This is a genomic window from Sphingomonas sp. Leaf407, from assembly GCF_001425385.1.
Classification (GTDB): Bacteria; Pseudomonadota; Alphaproteobacteria; order Sphingomonadales; family Sphingomonadaceae; genus Sphingomonas.
In genome coordinates, this window is the sequence record NZ_LMQO01000004.1 from 165,875 (window position 1) to 188,778 (window position 22,904).

Consider the following 22,904-nt stretch of genomic DNA (forward strand, 5'->3'; position numbering starts at 1 on the left):
CGCCGCCGGGCGCATCTGCCCGCCCGAACGGTCCCGTTGTGGTCCGTTCGACTCCGCCAACGTCCCGAGAATGGGTCCATGTCCGACAACGATTCCAGTCGATCGACCGCGCCGCAGCGGCCGCTTCCGCCACTCGCCTGATCGTTTCGGGGGGGGTGCGCGCGAACCGGCCGATGCGGCCGGTCGTCCCGCGCGAGGTACTCTCCGATGAACACCACCCTCCGGTTCCTGACCGATCCCTTCCGCCGCGCCGCGCCCGTGCGCGATCCCAATGCCGCGTTCGACGACACGATGACGCTGGGCGAACGCCTTGCCGACCGGGTCGCCGCGATCGGCGGGTCGTGGGGCTTCATCTCGTCGTTCTGCCTGTTCCTGATCGGCTGGGCGGTGCTCAACACGATCGTGCTGGGCGGCCATGCGTTCGATCCGTTTCCGTTCATCTTCCTCAACCTGATGCTGTCGATGCTGGCGGCGTTGCAGGCCCCGATTATCATGATGAGCCAGAACCGGCAGGCAGCGAAGGACCGGCTGGAGGTGCGGCTGGATTACGAAACCAACCTGCGGGCCGAGGCGCAGATCAACCGGCTGCTCGAAGAGGTCGCCGCGATCCGCGCCGAACTGGCGGGCGCGACGCCGGTGCGACAGGTCGCCTGACGCACCGGAAACCTTGGCCGACATATTGTTTTGGGACGATCGCCGGGGCCGCATATACTCGCGCCGCGATACGTGGGGGGCGGCAACGCGACTCGCCGGTACAGGTCCTGGCCGCAATCTTGGAGGATTGCATGAGGCATCTTGGTTTGGGCGTCGCGCTGGCGGCGATCGTTCTTCCCGCGGCGGCATCGGCGCAAAGCGTGTTCGATGGACGGTGGCGGGTCGATCTGGGCAGCACCCAGATTCCGAAGAAGCCGTGGGTCCTGACGCTGAACAAGACCGGCTATCGCTGTGTCAGTTGCAGCACGCCATGGGGCATTCCCGCCGACGGTGGCTTCCACCGCGTCGCCGGCCAGAATTATTTCGACGAAGCCGCCCTGAAACAGATCGATCCGCGCACCGTCGAATTCCACTACCGCAAGGGCGGGCGACTGGTCGAAACCGACCGGATCAGCGTGTCCGCCGATGGCAAGACGCTGACCTCGGTCGATACCGACCTTGCAACCGCCAATGGCCAGCCCGCCATCTATCGCAGCACCGCGCGGCGGAGCGCGGCGGGCGCGCCCGGATCGCATGTCCTGGGTGGAAGCTGGGTCACGACCTCGTTCGACAAGGGGTCCGACAATACCATGACGGTGACGATGCGGCTGGAGGGCGATCGCTTCTCGTTCGCCGATGGCACCGGATCGCATTATGTCGCGACGTTCGGCGGTCCTGCGGTCAAGGTCGAGGGCGACATCGCCGGGCGGATGATCGCGGCCAGTCGGCTCGGTGCCCATGCGATCCAGCTCGATTCGTCGATCGGCGGCAAGGCGGACAGCCGGATGATCGTGACGGTTGCACCCGACGGCAAGAAGATGACCGTCGAGTCGACCAATCTGAAGCAGGGCACGACGGCCCGCTTCGTCGCCTACAAGCAATGATCCCGGCCGGGGGTGGCTCAGTCGCCGCCCCCGCAGCCGCCACCGTCGCTGCCGCCGCAATCCGACGATCCGCCGTGGCCCGCGTCGCTCCATGCGCCGTCGGAGACGAACCAGTCGCCGCCGGTGGCTGCACGGCGCGGCCGGTCGCGATGAATCCAAGATGCGATGAAGGCGGTGGCCAGCACCACGGCGATGACTGCGATCAGCAGCAGGAACGGCAGGTCCATAGCCGGATGCTGTCCTAATTCCTACCGATCCGCAAGGGATTAAACGAAGCCTGCGAACTCCTTGCCCGCCGCCGCGTCGAGCATCCGCCGTTCGAGCGATTTCAGCCGTAACTGCCCGGTGATCCGGTCGCCAGTCAGGTCGGTGACGTAAAAGGTGTCGACCGCGCGTTCGCCATAGGTCGCGACATGCGCCGAATGCAGTGTCACCTTCGACTGGAACAGCGCCTGCGCCAGATGGTGGAGCAGCGCCGGCCGGTCGCGGGCGTTCACCTCGATCACGGTGAAGCGGTTCGAGGCGGCATTGTCGATCAGCACGTTCGGCTCGATCGGGAACGCTTCGGCGCGCGGACGCGACAGCGGCTTGGCCGCCAGCCGGTCGCCCAGCTTCATCCGGTTGGCGAGCGCGTCGCCGATCGTCTTCTTCAACCGTTCGAGCTGCCCCGCCTCGTCGAACGGCCCGCCCAGCGGATTCTGGACGAGGAAATTGTCGAGCGCCATGCCGGTGCGGGTGGTGTGGATACGCGCGTCGATGATGTTGCCGCCCGCCGCATGGATCGCCCCGGCGATGCGATAGAACAGCCCGGGATGGTCGGCGGCATGGACCGTCACCAAGGTCGCGCCGCGATCCTCGTCGACGCTCGTCTCGATCGACAGGCGGATGTCGCCGGCATGATCGACCATCCGCGCGTTGGCGACGATGACGTCATCGGGCTCGGCGATCCAGTAAGCCGGCGGCAGGTGGCGGACATAGGCGGCCAGCGTCTCGCGATCCCAGCCTAGCGCGGCGCGCAGCGTTTCCTGCTTCTCGGCGATCCGCTCGTCGCGACCACGCTGCTTGTGGCCGAGGCGCAGGACCTCTTCCGCCGTCTCGAACAGGGTGGTGAGCAACTGGCGCTTCCACCCGTTCCACGTCCCCGGCCCGACCGCACGAATATCGACGACGGTCAGCACCAGCAGCATGCGCAGCCGCTGCGGCGACTGCACCACGCCGGTAAAGTCGAGGATCGTCTTGAAGTCGCTCAAGTCACGCTTGAACGCGGTGGCCGACATCAGCAGGTGGTGGCGCACCAGCCATGCGACCGTCTCGGTTTCCGCCGGGGTGAGGCCGAGACGCGGGCACAGCCGTTCCGCTACCTCTGCCCCCAGGATCGAATGGTCGCCGCCGCGCCCCTTGGCGATGTCGTGGCACAGCACCGCGACGAACAGCGCGCGCCGCTGCACGATCCCGCCGAACAGCGCGGTAGCGAGCGGGTGCTCGTCGCGACAGATGCCGCGCTCGACCTGCGACAGCAGCCCGATCATGCGGATGGTGTGCTCGTCGACCGTATAGTGGTGGTACATGTCGAACTGCATCTGCGCGACGATGCGGCCGAAATCGGGAATGAACCGGCCGAATACCCCCGCCTCGTTCATCCAGCGCAGCACCAGTTCGGGATCGCGCGGGGACGTCAGCACGTCGAGGAACAACTGGTTGGCGCGCGGATGCGAGCGGACGTGCCCCGCGAGGCGCGCATCGCGCGACGCCGCGCGCATCGCCAGCGGATGGATTTCGAGGCTGTGGAGATCGGCCAGCGCGAAGATTTCGATCAGCCGGACCGGGTCCTCGGCAAAGAAACTGTCCTTGGGCAGCGCGAGGCGTCCGCGATCGAGGACGAAGCCATGCAGCCGGCGCGGCCGGCGCCGCAGCCGGGGCAGGCCGAACCGGCTGCCGCGCGCGGCATAGGTTTCGTCGAGGTGGCTGAGGAACATGCCGGTCAGGTCGCCGACGCGCTTGGCCTGCAGGAAGTAGAACTGCATGAACCGTTCGACCCGCGATTTGCCGACGCGGTCGCTGTAGCGCATCCGCGTCGCGATCTCGGTCTGCACGTCGAAGGTCAGCCGCTCCTCGGCCCGCCCGGTGATGAGGTGGAGGTGACAGCGCACCGCCCACAGGAAATCCTCGGCGCGATTGAACTTGCGCAGCTCGGGCGCGCTCAGCAACCCGGCGTGTACCAGATCGGCGGCGCGGCGGACGTTATAGGCGTATTTGCCGATCCAGAAGAGCGCGTGGAGGTCGCGCAGGCCGCCCTTCCCCTCCTTCACATTGGGTTCGACGACATAGCGGGTGTCGCCCATCCGCTTGTGCCGCGCGTCGCGTTCGGACAGCTTCTCGGCGATGAAGTTCCGCGCGGTCCCTTCCTGCACCTCGGCCTTGAAGCGGCGCGCCGCCTCGGCATAGAGCGCGGTATCGCCCCAGACATAGCGCGCCTCGACCAGTGCGGTGCGCACCGTCGCGTCGCCCTTGGCCTGGCGCACCATCTCGTCGAGCGAGCGCGACGAATGGCCGACCTTCAGCCCCAGATCCCATAGCGCGTAGAGCAGCGATTCGATGACCTGTTCGGACCATGGCGTCTGCTTCCACGGGGTCAGCACGCCGATGTCGACGTCCGAATGCGGGGCCATCTCGCCCCGGCCATAGCCGCCGACCGCGATCAGCGTCATCCGCTCGGCAGCGGTCGGGTTGGGATTGGGATGGACCCGGCCGACGATCACCTCCGACAGCGCCAAAAGGATGACGTCGGTCAGCCACGCATAGGCCGCCGCCGTTTCCAGCCCGTGACCCGGCCGGTCGCGAAAGCGTCGTTCGATCTCGGACCGGCCACGTGCCAGCGCGTCGCGCAGCACGGCGGTCGCCGCGCGGCGCAATGCCGCACGGTCGCTGTCGTCGGGGATCGCCGCCAGTGCCGCTGCCAGCGCCTGCGGATTCGCGATCGCCTGGGGATCGGGAATCCGTTCGAAGCGCGGCGGCGTCGCCAGATCGGTCGGGGCGGGGTCGGTCAGGCGTCGCCCTCCGGCGCCTTGGCCACGCCGACCAGCGCCGGGCGCAGCAACCGGTCGCGGATCATGTAGCCGGTCTGGATTTCCTGGACGACGGTGCCGGGGGCGGCATCCTTTGACGGCACCTCGAACATCGCCTGATGGCGGTTCGGATCGAGCGACTCGCCGACCGCGTTCATCTTCGTGATGCCGTGGCGGCTGAACACGCTCTCCAGCTCGCGGCCGGTCGCCTCCAGCCCGGTGACGAGGCCCTTCATCCGCTCCTCGCCGCGCAGATCGTCGGGGATCGCCGACAATGCGCGGGCGAGATTGTCGGCGACCGACAGGATGTCGCGCGAAAAGGCGGTCGCGGCATAGGCGCGGGCATCGGCCACTTCCTTTTCGGCGCGGCGGCGGACGTTCTGCAAATCGGCACGGGCATAGAGCACCTCGGCCTGCGCATCGGCCAGCTTCGCTTCCAGCTCGGCGGCGCGATCCGCCTCGGCGACTTCGGGCGCGGCCTCGGCGGTGGCTTCGCGCAGGTCGGCGGTATCGTCGTTCGCGGGAGTATCGGTCATTCCACTCTCTTCTTACTCATCAACCAAGGAGCCGCGCCAGCGTCGCGGCAGTAAAATCCACCATGGGCACGACACGCGCATAGTTCAACCGGACGGGGCCGATCACCCCGACCACGCCGACCACACGCCCGTCGAGCGCGCGCACCGGCTTGGCGATCACCGAGGATCCGGTCAATGCGAACAGCTTGTTTTCCGACCCGATAAAAATACGCGCAGCATCCCCGCCCTGTGCCGATTCGAGCAGCCGGGCGATCTCTTCCTTGCCCTCCAGCTCGTCGAGCAACTGTCGCACCCGGTCGAGATCGCTCGACGCCGCCTCGTCGAGCAGCCGCGCCTGCCCGCGCACGATCAGCACCGGGCGGTGGCCGCCGTCCTCGCTCCATACCGCAAGGCCACGCTCGATCAGCACGCGCGCGGTGGCATCCAGTTCGGCGCGCTCCTGCCCGATCTCGGCAAGGATGCGCGCGCGCGCCTCCCCCAGCGTCATGCCCGACAGGCGGGCGGTCAGGTAATTGGCCGCCTCGGCCAGCGCCGCCGAACCGGTGCCGGGGACGAGATCGACCACGCGATTCTCGACCGATCCGTCGGCCCCGACCAATATAGCCAGCGCGCGACCGGCCGACAGCGGTACGAACGATACCTGCCGCAACACCGGTTCGCGCTTGGGCACCAGCACCAGCCCGGCACTGGCCGACAGGCCGGACAGCGCGGTCGCGGTGGCGGCGAGCGCTTCCTCGACCGGCCCGGCACTCTGGACCTGCGCGGAGAGCGCGGCGCGTTCCTGCGCCGACGGCTCCATCGCGTGCATCATGCCGTCGACGAACAGGCGCAGCCCGCTCTCGGTCGGCATCCGCCCGGCGCTGACATGTGGTGCTGCGAGCAGCCCGGCTTCCTCAAGATCCTGCATCACGCCGCGAATCGAGGCTGGCGACAGGTTCAGCCCCGACAGTTGCGCGATGGTGCGCGATCCCACCGGCGTGCCCGTAGACAGATAGGAATCGACGACGATCCGAAACACGTCGCGCGCCCGGTCGGTCAGTTCGTGGATCGGCTGGGCCATGCCCTGAATGTAGGGGGAAGATCGCGGCGGCGGAACCCCGATCCTCCCCGCCCCCGCATCAACCGGCCTTGATATAGCTCGCGACCGGCAGTTCGCCGATCGCGCCGCGCAACGCCTCGCCGGTCCGGCCGCCGTCGGCAGCACCACAGCCGTAATAATAGGACAGTTTCTGCGATGCGCCGCTCAGTTCACTCCACCGCACCTCGACCGAGGGCATGTCGGTCGGCGCATTGCCGCATCCCGGCTGGCCCGGTTGCAGCAGCCGGTCGCCCTGCGCCGGACGATAGGGCTGGAGCTTGGCCGCGAAGGCGCGATATTGCGCGGGCGTCGCCTGGAACGATCGCACGCCGCTGACGGCGGTGAAGCGCTTGCCCTCGAAGGTGCCGCGCCCGTCGGGCTGGATCGTCACCATATAAACCGGACAGGTGCCAAAACACGGCGAGGTTTCGTAACTGATCGTCTCACGCTCGATCGCGACCGGCTTGCCCCCCTCGGTATTGCCGATCGCCATCACGCAGCCGCCCAGCAGCGGCACCAGTCCCAAGGCGATGATCTTCATGGTCGTCCTCCCGTTGGCGCATCGTTTCGCGCGCGTATCGTCGATACCGCGGCGTGACTGGCGCGGGGATGAACGGCCCGCTAGAGCCGATCGACATTCAGCCAGACGGTGGCTCTTGGCGGCTCCCCTCCCTGAAAAGGGAGGGGCTGGGGGTGGGTCGGCCCGAGAGGAAACGTAAGCACTCCACAACCGGCCAACCCACCCCCAACCCCTCCCTTGTCAGGGAGGGGAGTAGATTGGGAAGCCATTTCGCTGAATGTCGATCCGCGCTAGGGCTGTGCCCGAGATTTTCAGGAGACACGCATGCGCCCCTCCGGCCGCACCCCCGACGAAATGCGCCCCATCACGATCCAGACCGGCTATACCCGCCATGCCGAAGGGTCGTGCCTGATCGGCTTCGGCGACACCCGCGTGCTGGTGACGGCGTCGGTCGAGGAGCGCCTGCCGCCATGGCTGCGCGGCAAGGGCGAGGGCTGGATCACCGCCGAATACGGCATGCTGCCGCGCGCCACCCACACCCGCGGCAGCCGCGAGGCGGCCAAGGGCAAGCAGTCGGGCCGGACGCAGGAAATCCAGCGGCTGATCGGGCGCTCCCTGCGCGCGGTGGTCGACCTGAAGGCGCTGGGCGAGCGGCAGATCACGCTCGATTGCGACGTATTGCAGGCCGATGGCGGCACCCGCACCGCCGCGATCTCGGGCGCATGGGTGGCACTTCGCCTCGCAGTCGACGGGCTGCTGCGCGAGGGCAAGCTGAGCGTCGATCCGATCAGCCGGCAGGTCGCGGCGATCAGTTGCGGCATCCACAACGGCACGCCGGTGCTCGACCTCGACTATATCGAGGATTCGGCCGCCGATGCCGATGCCAATTTCGTGCTGACCAGCGACAACAACATCGCCGAGGTTCAGGCGACCGCCGAAGGCGCCTGCTACGACGAGGAAGCGCTGCTCCGCCTGCTCCGCCTGGCGCACATCGGTTGCGGCCGCATCTTCGCCGAACAGCTCCGGGCGACCGGCCGGTGAGCGGCGAGGGCAAGGACCCCCAGGCGATCCGCAAGCTTGCCCCCGGCAGGCTCGTCATCGCCAGCCATAACCCGGGCAAGATCCGTGAGATCGCGGCGCTGCTCGGCCCGTACGGCGTGACGCCGATTTCGGCGGGCGAACTCGACCTGCCCGAGCCGGAAGAGACCGGCACGACCTTCGTCGCCAATGCCGAGTTGAAGGCGTTGCAGGCGGCCGACCTGTCGGGCCTGCCCGCGCTGGCCGACGACAGCGGCCTGTGCGTCGAGGCGCTGGGCGGCGATCCCGGCATCTTCTCGGCGCGCTGGGCCGGGCCGTCCAAGGATTTCGACGCGGCGATGCGGCTGGTCGAGGAACGGATGCAGGCGACCGGCCCCGATCACAGCCGCGCCGCGCATTTCGTCTGCGCGCTGGCACTGGCGTGGCCCGACGGCCATGTCGAATGGTTCGAGGGGCGGGTCGACGGCACATTGGTATCGCCGCCGCGCGGGGCCAACGGCTTTGGCTATGACGCGATGTTCCAGGCCGACGGCATGGCGCAGACCTATGGCGAGATCGATCCCGACCATAAACATGCGATCAGCCACCGTGCCGATGCGTTCGCGCAACTGGTACGCGCGGTATTCTGACGGAACGGCCGGGGCTGCCGGGGCATTGATCCCGGCAGCCGACAGGGAGCCTGATGTGAGTGATGAAACCGTGAAGATCCGCCACCGCGAAATCGCGGTTGAACACCTGCTGTTCTGGACGATGCGCTATGTCGAACGGCGCCTGCCCGGCCTGCTCGACTCGCTCGACCTCAGCCTCGACAAGCTCGGCGACCCGTCGCACGGCGAGGACAAGAACGACGACAAGGTCCGCCACATCGCCGCCAAGATCGTCGCCGGCGCACGCGAGGACATGAAGGACGGCGAATAACGCTGCTCGGAACCGATCAAGGTTCCATCGTCACCCCGGACCTGCTCCGGGGTCCACTGGGCCGCAAACATTGTCGCCGGTGCCTCAAGCCACACCGATCGCTGCACCGTGGACCCCGGAACAAGTCCGGGGTGACGATAGCGGCAAAGGGGTCGACCCGCCCTAGAACGCCCGCTGGCCGACGATATTGCCGGCGGGCACGTAACGGCAGGCGATGAAATCGTCCTTCGCATTGCTCGCCTCGGCGCAGCCATAGCGCTGCGTCGTGCGCCACAGGATCTGGGTATAGTGCGCCACGTCGCCGAAATTGCCGGTGTTCGACGACGCCGGCACCGCGACCGGCAGATAATAGCGCTTCTCCGCTACCCAATGTCCGACCATCTCGTCGTAGCGATAGGCGCCGCGCGTGCCGGTCCACAGGTTCTCGCCCTGTTCGGGTGTTCCGCGCGGCTGCGGCGAATGCTCGAACGTCGCCGTCCGCGCCATCTCGCTGGCATAGCGTTTCGCATCCGCCGCCAGTGCCGGGTCCCATACCAGCGGCGCCAACCCCGCTTCGGCGCGGGCGGCACGATGACCCGCTTCCATCGCCTGTCGCAGCAGCGCCGCGCCGCGTGGCGCGACGCCGTCGAACGCGCGCGGTTCGACCACCCGTTCGGGGCCGCTCGCCGGCACCGCCGAACATCCCCCCAGCAGCAGCGCCGCCGTCAATATTTGTATCCCACGCATACGCCCCATATGGGGCACGCATGTCCGCCGACCAACCGCCGCTTGCGCTCTACGTCCACTGGCCGTTTTGCGTGTCGAAATGCCCCTATTGCGACTTCAACAGCCATGTCCGCGAGCGAGTGGATCAGGACGCATGGGCAAGCGCGCTGCTCGCCGATCTGGCGCATGAGGCGGCGCTGCTGCCCGGCCGCCGGCTCGCCTCGATCTTCTTCGGAGGCGGCACGCCCTCGCTGATGCCGCCCGCCACCGTCGCGGCGATCATCAACGCCGCCTGTCGCCTCTGGCCGGCGATGCCCGACATCGAGATTACGCTGGAGGCCAACCCCTCCTCGGTCGAGGCGGCGCGCTTCGCCGACATCGCCGCCGCCGGGGTCAATCGCGTGTCGCTGGGCGTGCAGGCGCTCGACGATGCCGCGCTCGGCTTTCTCGGCCGGGCGCATGGCGTCGACGAGGCGCTGGACGCGCTCGCCATCGCCCAGCGCCATTTCGCGCGGGTCAGCTTCGACCTGATCTACGCCCGTCCGGGTCAGTCGCTGGCGGCATGGGAGGCCGAACTCGCCCGCGCGCTGTCGTTCGGCACCGAACATCTCTCGCTCTATCAACTGACGATCGAGCCCGGCACCCGCTTCGCCACGCTGGCCGCCAAGGGCGAGTTGACCCTGCCCGACACCGATCTCGCCGCCGACCTGTTCGAGATGACGCAAGGAATGACCGCCACCGCCGGCCTGCCGCTGTACGAAATATCCAACCATGCCCGGCCGGGCGCGGAGAGCCGCCACAACCTCACTTACTGGCGCTACCGCGACTATGCCGGCATCGGCCCCGGCGCGCATGGCCGGCGCGGCGGCATGGCGACGCAGCGCCACCGCAAGCCCGAAAACTGGATCGCCGCCGTCGCGCGCAACGGCCACGGCATCGAACGCGAGGACGCGCTGACCCGCCAGGAGCGCGTCACCGAAGCGCTGGTGATGGGGCTGCGCATGGCCGAAGGGATCGACCTTGCCCGGATCGCGCGGCTCGGCGAACGGACGGTCGGCGAGGTCGTGCAACTCGATCGGGTCGAAACGCTGATCCGACAGGGGCTGCTCACCCACGACGGCGACCGGCTGGCGCTAACCCCGGCCGGCATTCCCGTGCTCGACGCGGTCCTGCGCGAGATCGCGGTCTAGCGCGGATCGCCATGTAGCGAGATCCTCAGTTTCTCCCCTCCCTGATAAGGGAGGGACGGGGGTGGGTTGGCCGGTTGTGGAACGCCCACCTCCCCTCGCCAGCCGACCCACCCCCAGCCCCTCCCTTGTCAGGGAGGGGAGCAGTTTCGCTGGCGTTTCAGCGAAAAGGCCAATCAAACCTAGGCTGCCGGGTCCATCCATACCGGGCCGAAGCCATGGCCGTCGGGGTCCTCGAACGCGCGGCTGTACACAAGGCCCTCGTCCTCCGCGCCATGCACCTCGCGCCCGCCCGCCGCGAGCGCCGCCTGCATGATCGCATCGACCGCGTCCCGGCTGTCGAGGCCGAGCGCGATCAACACGCCGCTGACGGCATGGGCGTCGGCGATCGGCTTGTGCGCCAGCGTCGCGTAGAAATCGCGGTCGAGCAGCATGATCCGAACGGTATCGGTCCAGATCATTGCCGCGGCATGCGGCCCCGACAGCCGGTCGTCCCTCACCATGCCGATCGCCTTATAAAAGGCGCTCGACCGGGCGACGTCGGCGACGGGCAGGCTGATGAAGAGCGACCTCGGCATATGCTTCCTCCCACGGCAGGATCGTCGCGCAGCCATCGCCCCCGGACAAGCCACGAATCCCGCCTTGCCGCTTGCGCCCGCCGCACCTGCCCAGCACAGTCGCGCACCGACCGTATCAAGCAGGAACCGCCATGCCACCGATCACCCGCCGCACCGCGATCGCCGGCCTCGCCGCCGGCGGCACCGCCGCCGCCCTTCCCGCCCAGCCGCGCGCGGCCACACCGTTCCGCATCGCCTCGACCTGGGACTTCGGGGTGGCGGCCAATGATGCGGCGGTCGCGCGCTTCCGCGCCGGCGGCACCCTGATCGACGCACTGGAAGCCGGCGCGAAAGTGCCCGAGGCGGACCTCGCCAATCATTCGGTTGGCAAGGGCGGCTATCCCGACCGCGACGGCATCGTCACGCTCGACGCGGTCATCATGGACGATCGCGGCCATGTCGGCGCGGTCGCCGCACTGGAGGACATCGCCCATCCCATCTCGGTCGCGCGCGCGGTGATGGAGCGCACGCCGCACACCTTTCTGGTCGGCGACGGCGCACGCCGGTTCGCGCTGGAAAACGGCTTCAAACCTGAAAAACTACTGACGCCGGAGGCAGAGGCCGAATGGCGCAAATGGCTGCAAACGTCGAAATACGCGCCACAGGCGAACAGCGAGAACCGCCGTACCCCACTGGGCGGGCCGCTCGACCATGACACGATCGGCATGATCGCCCGCGCCCCCGACGGCGCGCTCGCCGGGGCCTGCACCACCTCGGGCATGGCGTTCAAGCTGCACGGCCGGGTCGGCGACAGCCCACAGGTCGGCAGCGGGTTGTTCGTCGAGGGCGGTGTGGGTGCGGCGACCGCGACCGGGCTGGGCGAGGAAGTCACCCGCATCGCCGGCACCGCGCGCGTCGTGTCGTCGATGCGCGCCGGCCTGTCCCCCGCCGCCGCCTGTCGCGAGGCGGTGGAGCATATCGCCCGGTTGCGTGGGGTAGCGCTCGACGGGGTGCAGGTCGGCTTCCTCGCGATGGACCGCGCCGGACAGGTCGGCGCGTTCGCGCTGCTGCCGGGCTTCACCTATGCGGTGGCGGGCGACGACGCGCGCAGCACCGTCGTCAAATCGGCTAGCCTGCGCCCCGCCTAATTACGGGAGCAAGTGGACGATGCCGGGCGCCACCTGCACCGCCGCGCGAACCCCCGGCACGCGCGCCAGCACGCCCACGTCGACCGGCTGGCGAAGCTCGACCCGGATGCGGCCGGCCAGCGTCGTCGCCTTCGCCACCGCCGCCGCGCCGCCCAGCGCCGCCAGCACGTCGGGGGCCAGCGTAACCGTCGATTCAGCGGCGGGGGCGACCGGCGCAGCCGCCACCGGCGAGGTGCCGGCGGCGTTGCCCGCCTCGCGGATTTCCTCGGCGACCTGATCGGCGACAGGGCCGACGATCACCTGCACCGCGCGCGCCGACGGCCGCAGCACGCCCATCGCGCCCAGCGCCTTCAACGCCGGCTCGTCGACCAGCGCCTGATCGACGACCAGCAGCCGCAGCCGCGTGGTGCAGGCGCCGATGCTCGACAGATTGGCCATGCCGCCCAGCGCCGCCAGATAGGCCGCACCGCGCGGCGTCTCCACCCCGCCCGCCGCCGGTCCGGCGACCGGCGCGCCCGCATCGCGCCCCGGCGTCTTGAGATCGAAGCGGACGATGAAGAAGCGGAACACGCCGTAATAGAGCGCGAAATAGGCAAGGCCGACCGGAAGCAGCAGCAGCGGCTTCGTCGCCTTGCCATAGTTCAGCACGTAATCGAACAGCCCGGCCGAGAAGCCGAAACCGAGCTTCACCCCCAGCCAGTTCATCACCGCCATCGACAGCCCGGTCAGCACCGCATGGACCCCGTAGAGGACGGGGGCGAGGAACATGAACGAGAATTCGATCGGTTCGGTAACACCGGTCAGGAAGCTGGTGAGCGCGAGGCTGAGCAGCATGCCGCCCACCGCCTTGCGCCGTTCGGGCAGTGCCGAGCGATACATCGCAAGGCACGCGGCGGGCAGACCGAACATCATGACGGGGAAGAACCCGGCCATGAACGCCCCCGCATTGGGATCGCCCGCGAAGAAGCGCCGCAGGTCGCCCGTCGTCCCCTCGAAATCGCCCAGCACGAACCACGCGACGTTGTTCAGGATATGGTGCAGCCCGGTGACGAGCAGCAAGCGGTTGAGCAGCCCGAAGCCGAACAGCCCGAAGCTTCCCGACGCCACCAGCCCACGGCTGGTCAGGTCGAGCCCGGTGCTGATCCCGCCGAAGCTCAGCCCCACGATCGCGGCGATGGCGATGCCGGCCAGCCCGCTGACGATCGGCACGAAACGCCGCCCGCCGAAGAAGGCGAGATATTCGGGCACCTTGATCGTGGCGAACCGGTTGTAGAAGCTGCCGCCGATCAGGCCGGAGACGATACCGATCGGCACGTCGAGCTTGGCGAACGCCTTGGCCTTCCACGCGGCGGACAGTGTCGCGGCGATGCCCTCCTCGAACCCCTTCGTCACCTCGGCCGGCACGGTCAGGAACACCGGACCACCGTTCTTGATGACCAGATAGCAGACCACCCCGGCAAGACACGCCGCGCCATTGCCGTCGCGGGCGATGCCGCACGCCACGCCGATCGCGAACAACAGTCCCAGATTGGCGAACAGCGCATCGCCCGCCGCCGCCAGCAGGCCGATGTCGAGCAGGTCGGGCTGGCCCAGCCGCAGCAGCAGCCCGGCCACCGGCAACACCGCGATCGGCAGCATCAATGCCCGGCCGATCGGCTGGAGCAGTTCGATCATCGACCTCATGCGGCTTGCTCCTTCAGGAAATCACGAACCATCGCGCGCACCTCGCCCGCCGATGCGGCGGCAAGGGCGCGGGTTGCCAGCGCGTGGCAGCGATCGATCGACAGGGTGCGCACCAGCGCCTTGAGTTCGGGAACGAAGCGCGGCGCCGCCGACAATTCGGTGATGCCGAGGCCAATCAGCAACGGCACCGCGAGGCCATCGGACGCAAGGCCGCCGCACACCCCGACCCAGCGGCCATGGCGCGCCGCGCCTTGCGCGGTGTGCGCGATCAACTGCAACACGGCGGGGTGCAGCCCGTCGATCCCGGCGGCGACCGACGGATTGCCGCGATCCATCGCCAGCGCATATTGGGTCAGGTCGTTGGTGCCGATCGACAGGAAATCGGCATGGCCGGCAAGCGTCCCCGCCGTCACCGCCGCCGCCGGCGTCTCGACCATGATGCCGACCTCGACCCGTTCGGCGATGCCCATCTCGCCGCGCAACCGGTCGACGACCGCGCGGACCGCGACGATCTCGGCGACGCTCGCCACCATCGGGATCATGATCCGGCATTGCCCGACCGGCCGGACCGACAGAATGCCACGCAACTGCGCCTCGAGGATCTCGGGCATCGCCAGCGCGACGCGGATGCCGCGCAGCCCCAGCGCCGGATTCTCCTCCGGCGCGATCGGCAGATAGGGGGCGGGCTTGTCGCCACCGACGTCGAGCAGCCGCACGATCAGCGGTCGCCCTTCGAGCACCCCGGCAATCTCGCCGTACAGCGCCGCCTGTTCGGTCGCATCGGGCGCGGTGTCACGTTCGAGGAACAGGAATTCGGTGCGCAGCAGCCCCGATCCTTCCGCGCCGTTCGCCACCGCGATCCGTGCGTCCTCGACCGAGCCGAGATTCGCGAACGCCTCGATCCGCACGCCGTCGGCGGTGCGGCACGTCTCGCCCGCCGCCGCCAGCGCCGCCGCCGCCGCATCGGCACGTCGCCCGGCGATGGCGCGCGCTTCCATCAGCACGGCTTCGGGCGGATCGACATGGACCACGCCGCCATCGGCATCGAGGATCAGCGTCGTTCCGTCCGCGACGTCCTGCAACGCCGCGCCGATCGCGACCAGCGCGGGCAGCCCCATCGTCCCGGCAAGGATCGCGACGTGCGAGGTCGGCCCGCCGCGCTCGATTGCCAGGGCGACGACCGTGGCGGGGTCGAGCGCCATCACCTGCGATGGCAGCAGATCGTCGGCGAGCAGGATCGTGCCCGGCGCGAACGCCAGCGCCGCTGTCTCCGCACCGGTCAGTTCGGCCAGCACCTGCCGTTCGAGGTCGAGCAGATCGTCGGCCCGCTCGGCCAGCCGGGAATCGCCCAGCCCTTTCAGCACCATCGCCTGTGCCCGCGTCGCGCCACGCCACGCATGGCCCGCATCCTGTCCGCCGACGATCCCGCGATCGGCTTCGGCGCGCAGGTCGTCGTCGTCCAGGAACGCGATATGCGCCGCGCGGATCGCCGCCCCCGCCCCGGTCCCCGGTGCCGCCGCCAGTCGCGCCCGCACCGCGCCCAATGCGCGTTCGAGCCGCTGCGCCTCCACCTCAATGCCCTGCCCGTCGACCGGCACCTCAATCTCGGCGACGCGCAGCCAGCGCGCGGTGCCGATCGCATAGCCCGCCGCTGCCAGCGTACCGCCAAGCTGCCCGGCGGGCAGGTCGCGCAATCGTGCCGGGGCGGGCGCGATCGGTGCCGGCGGCGGTGCGTCGAGCGCCGTCGCCTCGCCCATGCCGCCCTCGATCAGCGCGACCAGCGCCGCGACCGCCTGCGCCGCGTCCGCGCCGCTCGCGCGGACCTCGATCACGTCGCCATGCCGGATGCCGAGGCCGAGCAGCCCGACCGCGCCGCGCGTCGTCGCCTGCGCGCCGTCCTTCGCCAGCCAGCTCGTCGCCGAAAAGCCCTTGGCGACATCGCCGATCCGCGCGGCGGGCCGGGCATGGATGCCATGCGCCATCGGCACGCGGACCTCGGCGGACACCCGTTCGCCGCCCGTCTCCGCCACCGCCTCGCGCGCCGCGACCGGCTCCAGCGTCAGCACCACGTCGCCGGGTTCCACCATCCGCCCGCCGCCGTGCGCGACGATGCGGAACGCATCGCCATTGGTGACGAGGATCGGGGTGACGACCGACGGCGCGGCGCACACGATCGCGTCGAGATCGAACTCGATCAGCACCTGCCCCTGTGTCACCCGCTCACCCGGCGCGACGCGCGCGGTGAACGGCGCGCCGCCCAGTTGCACCGTGTCGATGCCGATGTGCATCAACAGCTCGACCCCGCCGGTCCCGCGCAGCGTGATCGCATGGCCGCCGGAATGGAGCGTCAGCACCTCGCCGTCGCACGGTGCATGCAGGCTGGTGCCGACGGGATCGATCGCGATGCCGTCGCCCAGCATGCGCCCGGCGAACACCGCATCGGGCACCTCGTCCAGCGAACAGGCCCAGCCCTTCAGGGGCGCGGTCAGGCGGATGGCGGTCATGGGCGGCCTCTTGCTTGGGTGGACCCACCCCCCGGTCGGTCGCTGCCCGTTGACGATGTTCCGGCGCTACCGCCGGTCAGAAGACGCGGACGCCACCGATCCAGGTGCCGCGCACGGTCAGGTCGGGCGCCAGCCAGACGAAATCGGCGTTGCCGCCGACAATCAGGCTGCCGATCCGGTGCGACAGGCGCAGGAACGCGGCGGGATTGGCCGATGCCATCGCCACCGCGTCGACCAGATCGACGCCCAGCGCATGGGTGTTGGCCACCGCCTGCGCCATGTCGAGGTCGCAGCCGGCCAGCGTCCCGTCGGGGCCGACGCACACGCCGTTCTCGACATGGATCGGCCAGCCGTTCAGCACGAATTCCTTGGTATCGGCCCCCACGGTCGGCATCGCGTCCGTCACCAGCATGAACCGGTCGTGCGGCCGCGCCGCCAGCGCCACGCGGATCGCGGCGGGGTGGAGATGCGCGCCGTCGACGATCAGCCCGGCATAGACGCTCCGGTCCTCCAGCACCGCGCCGACGACGCCCGGATCGCGGTGCCGAAGCGGCGACATGGCATTGTAGAGGTGGGTGACGCCGCGCGCGCCTGCATCGATCGCGGCGCGCGCCTGTTCATAGGTCGCGTCGCTATGGCCGATGCTGACGATCACGCCGGCCGCGACCAGCCGCCCGATCGCCGCCGTGTCGTTGCGTTCGGGGGCCAGCGTCACCATCACCACGCCCTTGCGCGGACGGGTCAGCAACTCGATCGCCGCATCGTCCAGCGCGCGGAAATGCGCCGCATCGTGGATGCCCTTGCGCACCGGGTTCAGGAACGGTCCCTCGACATGGATGCCGACGACGCCGGGCACCCCCTGGTCGATCGCCGCATCCACCGCATCCAGCGCGGTCGCGACGACGTCAAGCCGGTCGCTGATGAGCGTGGGCAGAAACGCGGTGGTGCCATAGCGGGCATGCGCCGCGCCGATCGCGGCGATCCCCTCGACACTCGGCGTGTCGTTGAACAACACGCCCCCGCCCCCGTTCACCTGCGTATCGACGAAACCGGGCACCAGCCAGCCGCCGCCCAGGTCGATCGTCTCGGCCGCGCCATCGACATGGAAGTCGGCGATCCGCCCGTCCTCGACCCGGAACGCGCACGATGCACCGTCGCAGCCTTCGGCGAGCACGCGCCCGCCGTGAAAAACGAAGCCGCTCATCGGGTTTCGGTCACTTTGCGCAGGTGCGGCGGCGCGTCGGGGTTGAGTCCCCGCCGCCGCGACACGGTTTCGATCATGCGATAGAAGCTCTGGATCATCAGGATCGGTTCGATCGCGGGATGGCTGCGCAATGCGGGCGGATGGCTGTCGTCGCTCGCCGCATCGGCCAGATGCACCGCAGCCCCCCGCCCGGCGAACTCCGCCGCCGCCGCGCGCACATCGTCGCCCGCCTCGTCCGACGTCGCGAAGCCCAGCAACGGGAATCCGTCGTCGATGATCGCCATCGGCCCGTGGCGCACCTCGGCGCTGCTGAACGCCTCGGCATGCAGCGCCGAGGTCTCCTTCATCTTGAGCGCCGCTTCCTGTGCGATGCCGAAGCTGTAGCCGCGCCCGATCACGAACAGGTTGCGCGCCGCCACCAGCGTATCGACCACCGCACTCCAGTCGAGCGCGAACGCCTGCTCCAGTTGCGCCGGCGCTGCATCCAGCGCGTCGAGCAGCGCCCGGTCCTCGCTCCAATGCGCGGCGACCGCCGCCAGCCCGGCGAGCGAGGCGATGAACGACTTGGTCGCCGCGACCGACGTTTCCGCACCGGCCGACAGCGGCAGCACGACATCGGCCAGCGCAGCGAGCGGCGCGTCCTCTACGTTTACCAGCGCCACGACCCGCGCGCCGGCGGCCTTGTAGCTCTCGACGGTGCGCAGCAGGTCGGGGCTGCGGCCCGATTGCGACACCGCGATCACCAGCGCGTTCATCCGCTCCATCCGCGTCGCATAGACCGACGCGACCGACGGCGCGGCGCTGGCGACCGGCACGCCGCACAGCGTCTCGATCAGATATTTGCCATAGGTCGCGGCATGGTCCGACGATCCGCGCGCGCAGGTGACGACCAGCGCCGGCGGATCGGCGCGCAACTGCGCGCCCAGATCGGCCAATGCCTGCGCGTTGCGCGCCAGGAAGCGGGCGACCGCCTGCCCCCCCTCGGCCGCCTCGCGGTGCATCGCGGTCGGTTCATGGGCAGCGGTCTGGGCCGGGTCGGCCGACAGGATGGACGTCATATACCCCCTCGATGCACCGACCCGGACTGCCCGGATCAGCTCGCGTTCAGTTCGGCGACCACGTCATAGGCGTCGCCACGATAATAGGACTGGGTGAATTCGACCGTGTCGCCATCGGCCAGAAAGCCGCGACGTTCGATGAACAGCCCGGCATGGCCGGTCTCGACGCCCAGCCGCCGCGCCTGTTCGGCGGGAAAGGCCATCGCGCGCAGCCGTTGCAGCGCGCGCACCGGCCGGCATCCCGCCGCCTCCAGCGCGGCATAGAGCGAATCGCCCACCGCATCGACCGAGGGCAGGCAATGCCCCGCGATCGTCGCATATTCGACCGCCATCGGCACGTCGTCGGCATAGCGCATCCGCTGGAAACGATAGACCGGCGTGCCGGGCGACAGGCCGAGCGACATCGATTCCTCGGGCGTCACCAGCCCCGCCGACTTCGATACCCATTCGCTGGCGGGCACGCGCCCGCGCGCCATCATGTCCTCCGAAAAGGACGACAGCTTGGAAAAACTCTTCTCGACCCGCGCCGCGACGAAGGTGCCCGCCCCGCGCCGCCGCACGACCAGCCCTTCGTTGGCCAGCCCCTCGATCGCCTTGCGCACGGTGATGCGCGACACGTCATATTCGGCGGCCAGCTCGCGTTCGGGCGGGATCACATCGTCCTGCACCAGCACCTTTCGTTCGATCGCGGTACGAACCAGTTGCTGGAGCTGAACATAGAGCGGGGCATGCGCGTCATCGCGCAGCCGCCCCACCCGCTCATAGAAACTCATGCCGACGCCCTTCGAAACCATCTGCCGCGCAGCGTAGGGGGTGGCTTGGATATTCACAACCGATACGCATAGGTATGTTTTTGGTATTGGGCAATTCGGTTTTTTGGCCTGTTTCGTCCGTGCGGCATCCTGTCGCGACTGTCCGGCGTCGACGCTCCGCCCGACATGACACCGCTCCCCCGACCATGCCGCCTCATACCAATGGATCAGAACACCGCCGTCCACACGTTTCCGGCGCATTTCACCCCCAGCGCCCGTCATCGGCCCGTTGAAATTTCGCTGCGCCAATGCGGTACTTACGGCACGAAAACCAAACTCCGCCGCGTCGATCACGAACAAATTTCTCACCAGTGATGTAGGTTTTCATTTTTATGTAGATTTTATGATCTAAATTGGTCACACTCCGATCGACCAAAAAGAGCCGACATGGGACCAATATGGGACCAATGCTCGGCCAATTGTCGTGTTGCGCAAGCGTTGCCGCATCGTCGCGGCCATTCGGGGGGGCGCATTCCCGCGCCCGGACATTGCAAAGGGGATCGGGTCCATGGCTTTCTCGCGTTACGCATATCTCGCCACCACCGCGCTCGTCGCGCTGGCCGCGCCAGCCATGGCGCAGACCGCGCCGACCACGGCGGGTGACGACGATCTCATCACCGTCACCGGCATCCGCAAGTCGATCGCGGACTCGATCGCGACCAAGCGTAACGCCGACTCGATCGTCGACGTCATCTCGGCCGAAGACGTCGGCAAGCTGCCCGACAGCAACATCGCCGATTCGCTCGCCCGCCTGCCCGGCGTCACCGTCGACCGCCAGTTCGGCGAAGGCGAGCAGCTTTCGATCGCGGGCACCGAGCCGGCGCTCAACCGCGTCACGATCGACGGCCACTCGGTCGCCTCGGCCGACTGGGGCGGCAACCCGTCCGACCGGTCGAGCCGCAGCTTCAACTATTCGCTGCTGTCGCCGACGATCATTAGCCAGGCGGTGCTCTACAAGACGCCCGAGGCACGGTTGCAGGAAGGCGCGATCGGCGGCACCGTCGACATCGTGACGCGCAAGCCGCTCGACCTGAAGTCGGGCACGATCGCGGCGACCGCCGGCGGCGAATACAACGACCGGGCAAAGCGCGGCAGCTTCCGTGGTTCGGCGCTGTATAGCTGGAAGAACGCCGACGAGACGATCGGCTTCCTCGGCTCGATCAGCTACGACAAGGAACAGTTGAGCCGTGCCGGCGTCGCCAGCTACTGGTATCGCACCGGTGCCGCGCTGCTCGAAAGCTATCCCAAGGACGCGAACGGCAACATCATCTATGCCGGCCCGAACGGCACGGTCGCCAGCGGTGCCACGATCAACGGTTCGCGCCCGAACGCGGCGACGATCTCGGCGTTCAGCGCGTCGCGCTATGCCTCGTTCCTCGCCCGCGAATTCTTCAAGCAGGAGCGCGAGCGCATCAGCTTCAGCGGCGCGATCCAGGCCAAGCCGACCGACGATCTGACCGTAACCGGCACCGCGCTGGTCATCCGCGGCAATTACGACAACGTGTCGAACTCCGAATATACCTATGGCTTCGAAGGATCGCGGATGACCGCGGCGACCTTCGTTCCCGGGCAGAACGGCCAGCCGGGCATCGTCGATTCGGCGACCTTCACCGGCATCACCTCGGGCACCGGTTCGACCGGTCAGCTCGACACCTACTATCGCCGCACCCGCCTCAAGAACGACTCGGTTTCGCTGCTGGTCGACTGGGCGCCGGGCGAGTGGAGCATCACCGGCAACGTCGGCGCCACCCGCGCGACCGGCGGCAAGGACCCGGAATATCTGCTCGACTTCCGTACGCAGCAGGGCTTCACCGCCGGCGCGAACGGCCGCAACACGCAGGTCAACTGGAACTCGCCCGCCAGCGACCCGACCAAGTGGCTGAGCAACTTCACCGCCAACGGCGGCGAGAACATCACCGCTCCCGATGGCCGCCGCTTCTTCGGTCGCCAGATCGGCGGCATCCCGCTCCAGTCGGGCTTCACCACCGACAGCGAGATCTTCGGTGAAGTGAACGTCAAGCGCGACGTCGAATTCGGCCCGATTAAGGCGATCCTGTTCGGTGGCCGCTATGCGTCGCACCTGAACGGCAACACGACCTACAGCAACGCCGTCTACACCAACCAGAACTACACGCTGGCCGATCTCGACTTCTATGTGCAGGACAAGAACCTGTACAACGGCCTCGGCACCTCGGGGAACGGCACGCCCTATGCCACGCTGGACAAGGACGGCATTCTCGCCGCGCTGACGAAGTACGGCAATTTCACGGCCGATCGCGGTCTGTCGACCAGCGAATACTGGCGGGTCCGTGAAAAAATCGCCGCCGGATACGTTCAGGCCAATTTCGAACTGGGCCAGTTCCGCGGGAACGTCGGCGGACGGCTGGTCAACACCCGCGACGAATCGAGCTTCTTCATCTCGAGCGGCGGCCGCACCGCGCCGACCCGCGTGAACAGCGACGAAACCCGGTTCCTGCCCGCCGCGAACGTGATCTACACGGCCAGCGACGAAGTCACGCTGCGCGCCTCCGCCGCCAAGGTGATCGCCCGCGCCCGGTACGGCGATCTGGCGGGTTCGGTTTCGCTGACCGACACGTTCGTCGGCACCGACGGTCGGGTCAACGGCACCGGCAGCGGCGGCAACCCCGACCTGAAGCCCTATGCGGCGACCAACTATGGCCTGTCGGCCGAATGGTATTTCGCACCCGCAAGCTTCCTCGCCGCCGAATTCTTCTACCGCGACATTTCCAACTATGTCGGCAATGCGGTGGACGAAGGTGTCGAGTTTACGAACACCGCTACGGGCCGCAGCGGCGTCTATGCCATCACCCGTCCCGTCAACGGCGGCAAGGCATCGGTCACCGGCTTCTCGCTGTCGGGCAATACCAACCTCGCCTATGGCTTCGGCGTGCAGGGCAGCTACACCTTTGCCGATGCGGAAACCCCGTTCGCCAACGGCCTGCCCTTCCTGTCGCGCCACACCTTCACGATCGTCCCCTATTTCGAGGAAGGTCCGTTCCAGGCGCGCGTCAGCTACAACCGCCGGTCGAAGTATTTCTACCGCTTCGGTCGTCAGGCAAGCTCGGACTATACCGATCGCTATCGCCAGCTCGACGCGCAGATCAGCTATGCCGTGACCGACGGGATCGGCATCACGGCGGCGGCATCGAACCTGCTCGACGAAACCTACTATCAGTACAGCAGCACGCCCGATGCCCCCACGTCGATCTACAAGAACGGCCGGGTGTTCTCGCTCAGCGCCACGTTCCGCATGTAACCTGCGGGGCTGAACGATCCGGGAGCATCGGCGATGC

21 protein-coding genes are annotated in these 22,904 nt (G+C 68.4%); 9 read left to right on the plus strand and 12 right to left on the minus strand.

Going from position 1 to position 22,904, the window contains the following annotated elements; genetic code table 11:
- Positions 1 to 207 precede the first annotated feature (207 nt).
- Positions 208 to 654, plus strand: coding sequence for a DUF1003 domain-containing protein (locus ASG37_RS13055; RefSeq protein ID WP_055760957.1), 447 nt, complete (start codon positions 208 to 210; stop codon positions 652 to 654).
- Between the two features lie 131 nt (positions 655 to 785).
- On the plus strand, positions 786 to 1,577 hold the full coding sequence (locus ASG37_RS13060; protein ID WP_156349200.1) for a hypothetical protein: 792 nt from the start codon (positions 786 to 788) through the stop codon (positions 1,575 to 1,577).
- A 17-nt stretch (positions 1,578 to 1,594) separates the two neighbouring features.
- Here the strand turns inward: ASG37_RS13060 and ASG37_RS13065 are convergent, their stop codons facing one another.
- Genes ASG37_RS13065 through ASG37_RS13085 form a run of 5 tightly spaced genes read right to left on the minus strand, consistent with a single transcriptional unit; the run spans position 1,595 to position 6,797 of the window.
- Complete coding sequence (locus tag ASG37_RS13065) at positions 1,595 to 1,804, minus strand: hypothetical protein (protein WP_055760966.1); 210 nt, start codon at positions 1,802 to 1,804, stop codon at positions 1,595 to 1,597.
- Positions 1,805 to 1,843: 39 nt separating this feature from the next.
- Positions 1,844 to 4,600, minus strand: coding sequence for a [protein-PII] uridylyltransferase (locus ASG37_RS13070; RefSeq protein ID WP_055760969.1), 2,757 nt, complete (start codon positions 4,598 to 4,600; stop codon positions 1,844 to 1,846).
- Positions 4,601 to 4,620: 20 nt separating this feature from the next.
- Complete coding sequence (grpE, locus tag ASG37_RS13075) at positions 4,621 to 5,178, minus strand: nucleotide exchange factor GrpE (RefSeq protein ID WP_055760972.1); 558 nt, start codon at positions 5,176 to 5,178, stop codon at positions 4,621 to 4,623.
- Positions 5,179 to 5,197: 19 nt separating this feature from the next.
- Entirely contained in the window at positions 5,198 to 6,238 is a 1,041-nt protein-coding gene (gene hrcA, locus ASG37_RS13080) for a heat-inducible transcriptional repressor HrcA (RefSeq protein WP_055760975.1), read from the minus strand.
- A 58-nt stretch (positions 6,239 to 6,296) separates the two neighbouring features.
- Positions 6,297 to 6,797: a DUF6438 domain-containing protein gene (locus tag ASG37_RS13085; protein WP_055760978.1), complete on the minus strand. Its 501-nt coding sequence runs from the start codon at positions 6,795 to 6,797 to the stop codon at positions 6,297 to 6,299.
- Between the two features lie 303 nt (positions 6,798 to 7,100).
- On the opposite strand from ASG37_RS13085, the gene rph reads away from it, so the two are divergent.
- Genes rph through ASG37_RS13100 form a run of 3 tightly spaced genes read left to right on the plus strand, consistent with a single transcriptional unit; the run spans position 7,101 to position 8,732 of the window.
- Entirely contained in the window at positions 7,101 to 7,817 is a 717-nt protein-coding gene (rph, locus tag ASG37_RS13090) for a ribonuclease PH (protein WP_055760981.1), read from the plus strand.
- The gene (gene rdgB, locus ASG37_RS13095; protein ID WP_055760984.1) at positions 7,814 to 8,443 is read left to right on the plus strand and encodes an RdgB/HAM1 family non-canonical purine NTP pyrophosphatase; all 630 of its coding nucleotides are present in this window, start codon (positions 7,814 to 7,816) and stop codon (positions 8,441 to 8,443) included. The genes rph and rdgB overlap by 4 nt, the downstream gene beginning before the upstream one ends.
- Before the next feature lie 55 nt (positions 8,444 to 8,498).
- The gene (locus ASG37_RS13100) at positions 8,499 to 8,732 is read left to right on the plus strand and encodes a hypothetical protein (RefSeq protein ID WP_200909810.1); all 234 of its coding nucleotides are present in this window, start codon (positions 8,499 to 8,501) and stop codon (positions 8,730 to 8,732) included.
- Between the two features lie 162 nt (positions 8,733 to 8,894).
- Here ASG37_RS13100 and ASG37_RS13105 read toward each other — a convergent pair whose 3' ends face one another.
- Entirely contained in the window at positions 8,895 to 9,458 is a 564-nt protein-coding gene (locus tag ASG37_RS13105; protein WP_156349201.1) for a CAP domain-containing protein, read from the minus strand.
- Positions 9,459 to 9,478: 20 nt separating this feature from the next.
- Here ASG37_RS13105 and hemW point away from each other — a divergent pair, with 20 nt between their 5' ends.
- A complete protein-coding gene (gene hemW, locus ASG37_RS13110) occupies positions 9,479 to 10,627 on the plus strand; it encodes a radical SAM family heme chaperone HemW (protein WP_055760989.1) in 1,149 nt (382 codons plus the stop codon).
- A gap of 179 nt (positions 10,628 to 10,806) precedes the next feature.
- Here hemW and ASG37_RS13115 read toward each other — a convergent pair whose 3' ends face one another.
- A complete protein-coding gene (locus ASG37_RS13115; RefSeq protein ID WP_055760991.1) occupies positions 10,807 to 11,202 on the minus strand; it encodes a VOC family protein in 396 nt (131 codons plus the stop codon).
- Between the two features lie 131 nt (positions 11,203 to 11,333).
- Between ASG37_RS13115 and ASG37_RS13120 the strand changes: the two genes are divergently transcribed.
- Positions 11,334 to 12,329, plus strand: coding sequence for a N(4)-(beta-N-acetylglucosaminyl)-L-asparaginase (locus ASG37_RS13120; RefSeq protein ID WP_055760994.1), 996 nt, complete (start codon positions 11,334 to 11,336; stop codon positions 12,327 to 12,329).
- On the opposite strand, the gene nagE is transcribed toward ASG37_RS13120, so the two are convergent.
- From nagE to ASG37_RS13145, 5 genes are all read right to left on the minus strand, one after another.
- Positions 12,330 to 14,012, minus strand: coding sequence for an N-acetylglucosamine-specific PTS transporter subunit IIBC (gene nagE, locus ASG37_RS13125; protein WP_055760997.1), 1,683 nt, complete (start codon positions 14,010 to 14,012; stop codon positions 12,330 to 12,332). It lies immediately after the preceding gene.
- Positions 14,009 to 16,516 (minus strand): phosphoenolpyruvate--protein phosphotransferase, encoded by a 2,508-nt coding sequence (gene ptsP, locus ASG37_RS13130; protein WP_055761000.1) that lies wholly within the window; start codon positions 16,514 to 16,516, stop codon positions 14,009 to 14,011. Before ptsP ends, nagE begins: the two co-directional genes overlap by 4 nt.
- A 76-nt stretch (positions 16,517 to 16,592) precedes the next feature.
- Entirely contained in the window at positions 16,593 to 17,720 is a 1,128-nt protein-coding gene (nagA, locus tag ASG37_RS13135; protein ID WP_055761003.1) for an N-acetylglucosamine-6-phosphate deacetylase, read from the minus strand.
- The gene (locus ASG37_RS13140; RefSeq protein WP_055761006.1) at positions 17,717 to 18,778 is read right to left on the minus strand and encodes an SIS domain-containing protein; all 1,062 of its coding nucleotides are present in this window, start codon (positions 18,776 to 18,778) and stop codon (positions 17,717 to 17,719) included. Before ASG37_RS13140 ends, nagA begins: the two co-directional genes overlap by 4 nt.
- Positions 18,779 to 18,813: 35 nt before the next feature.
- Entirely contained in the window at positions 18,814 to 19,551 is a 738-nt protein-coding gene (locus ASG37_RS13145) for a GntR family transcriptional regulator (RefSeq protein ID WP_055761552.1), read from the minus strand.
- 201 nt (positions 19,552 to 19,752) lie between these two features.
- On the opposite strand from ASG37_RS13145, the gene ASG37_RS17715 reads away from it, so the two are divergent.
- A complete protein-coding gene (locus ASG37_RS17715) occupies positions 19,753 to 19,905 on the plus strand; it encodes a hypothetical protein (protein WP_156349202.1) in 153 nt (50 codons plus the stop codon).
- Positions 19,906 to 20,098: 193 nt separating this feature from the next.
- Positions 20,099 to 22,867, plus strand: a complete 2,769-nt coding sequence (locus ASG37_RS13150; RefSeq protein ID WP_055761009.1) for a TonB-dependent receptor — start codon at positions 20,099 to 20,101, stop codon at positions 22,865 to 22,867.
- Positions 22,868 to 22,904: the final 37 nt, after the last annotated feature.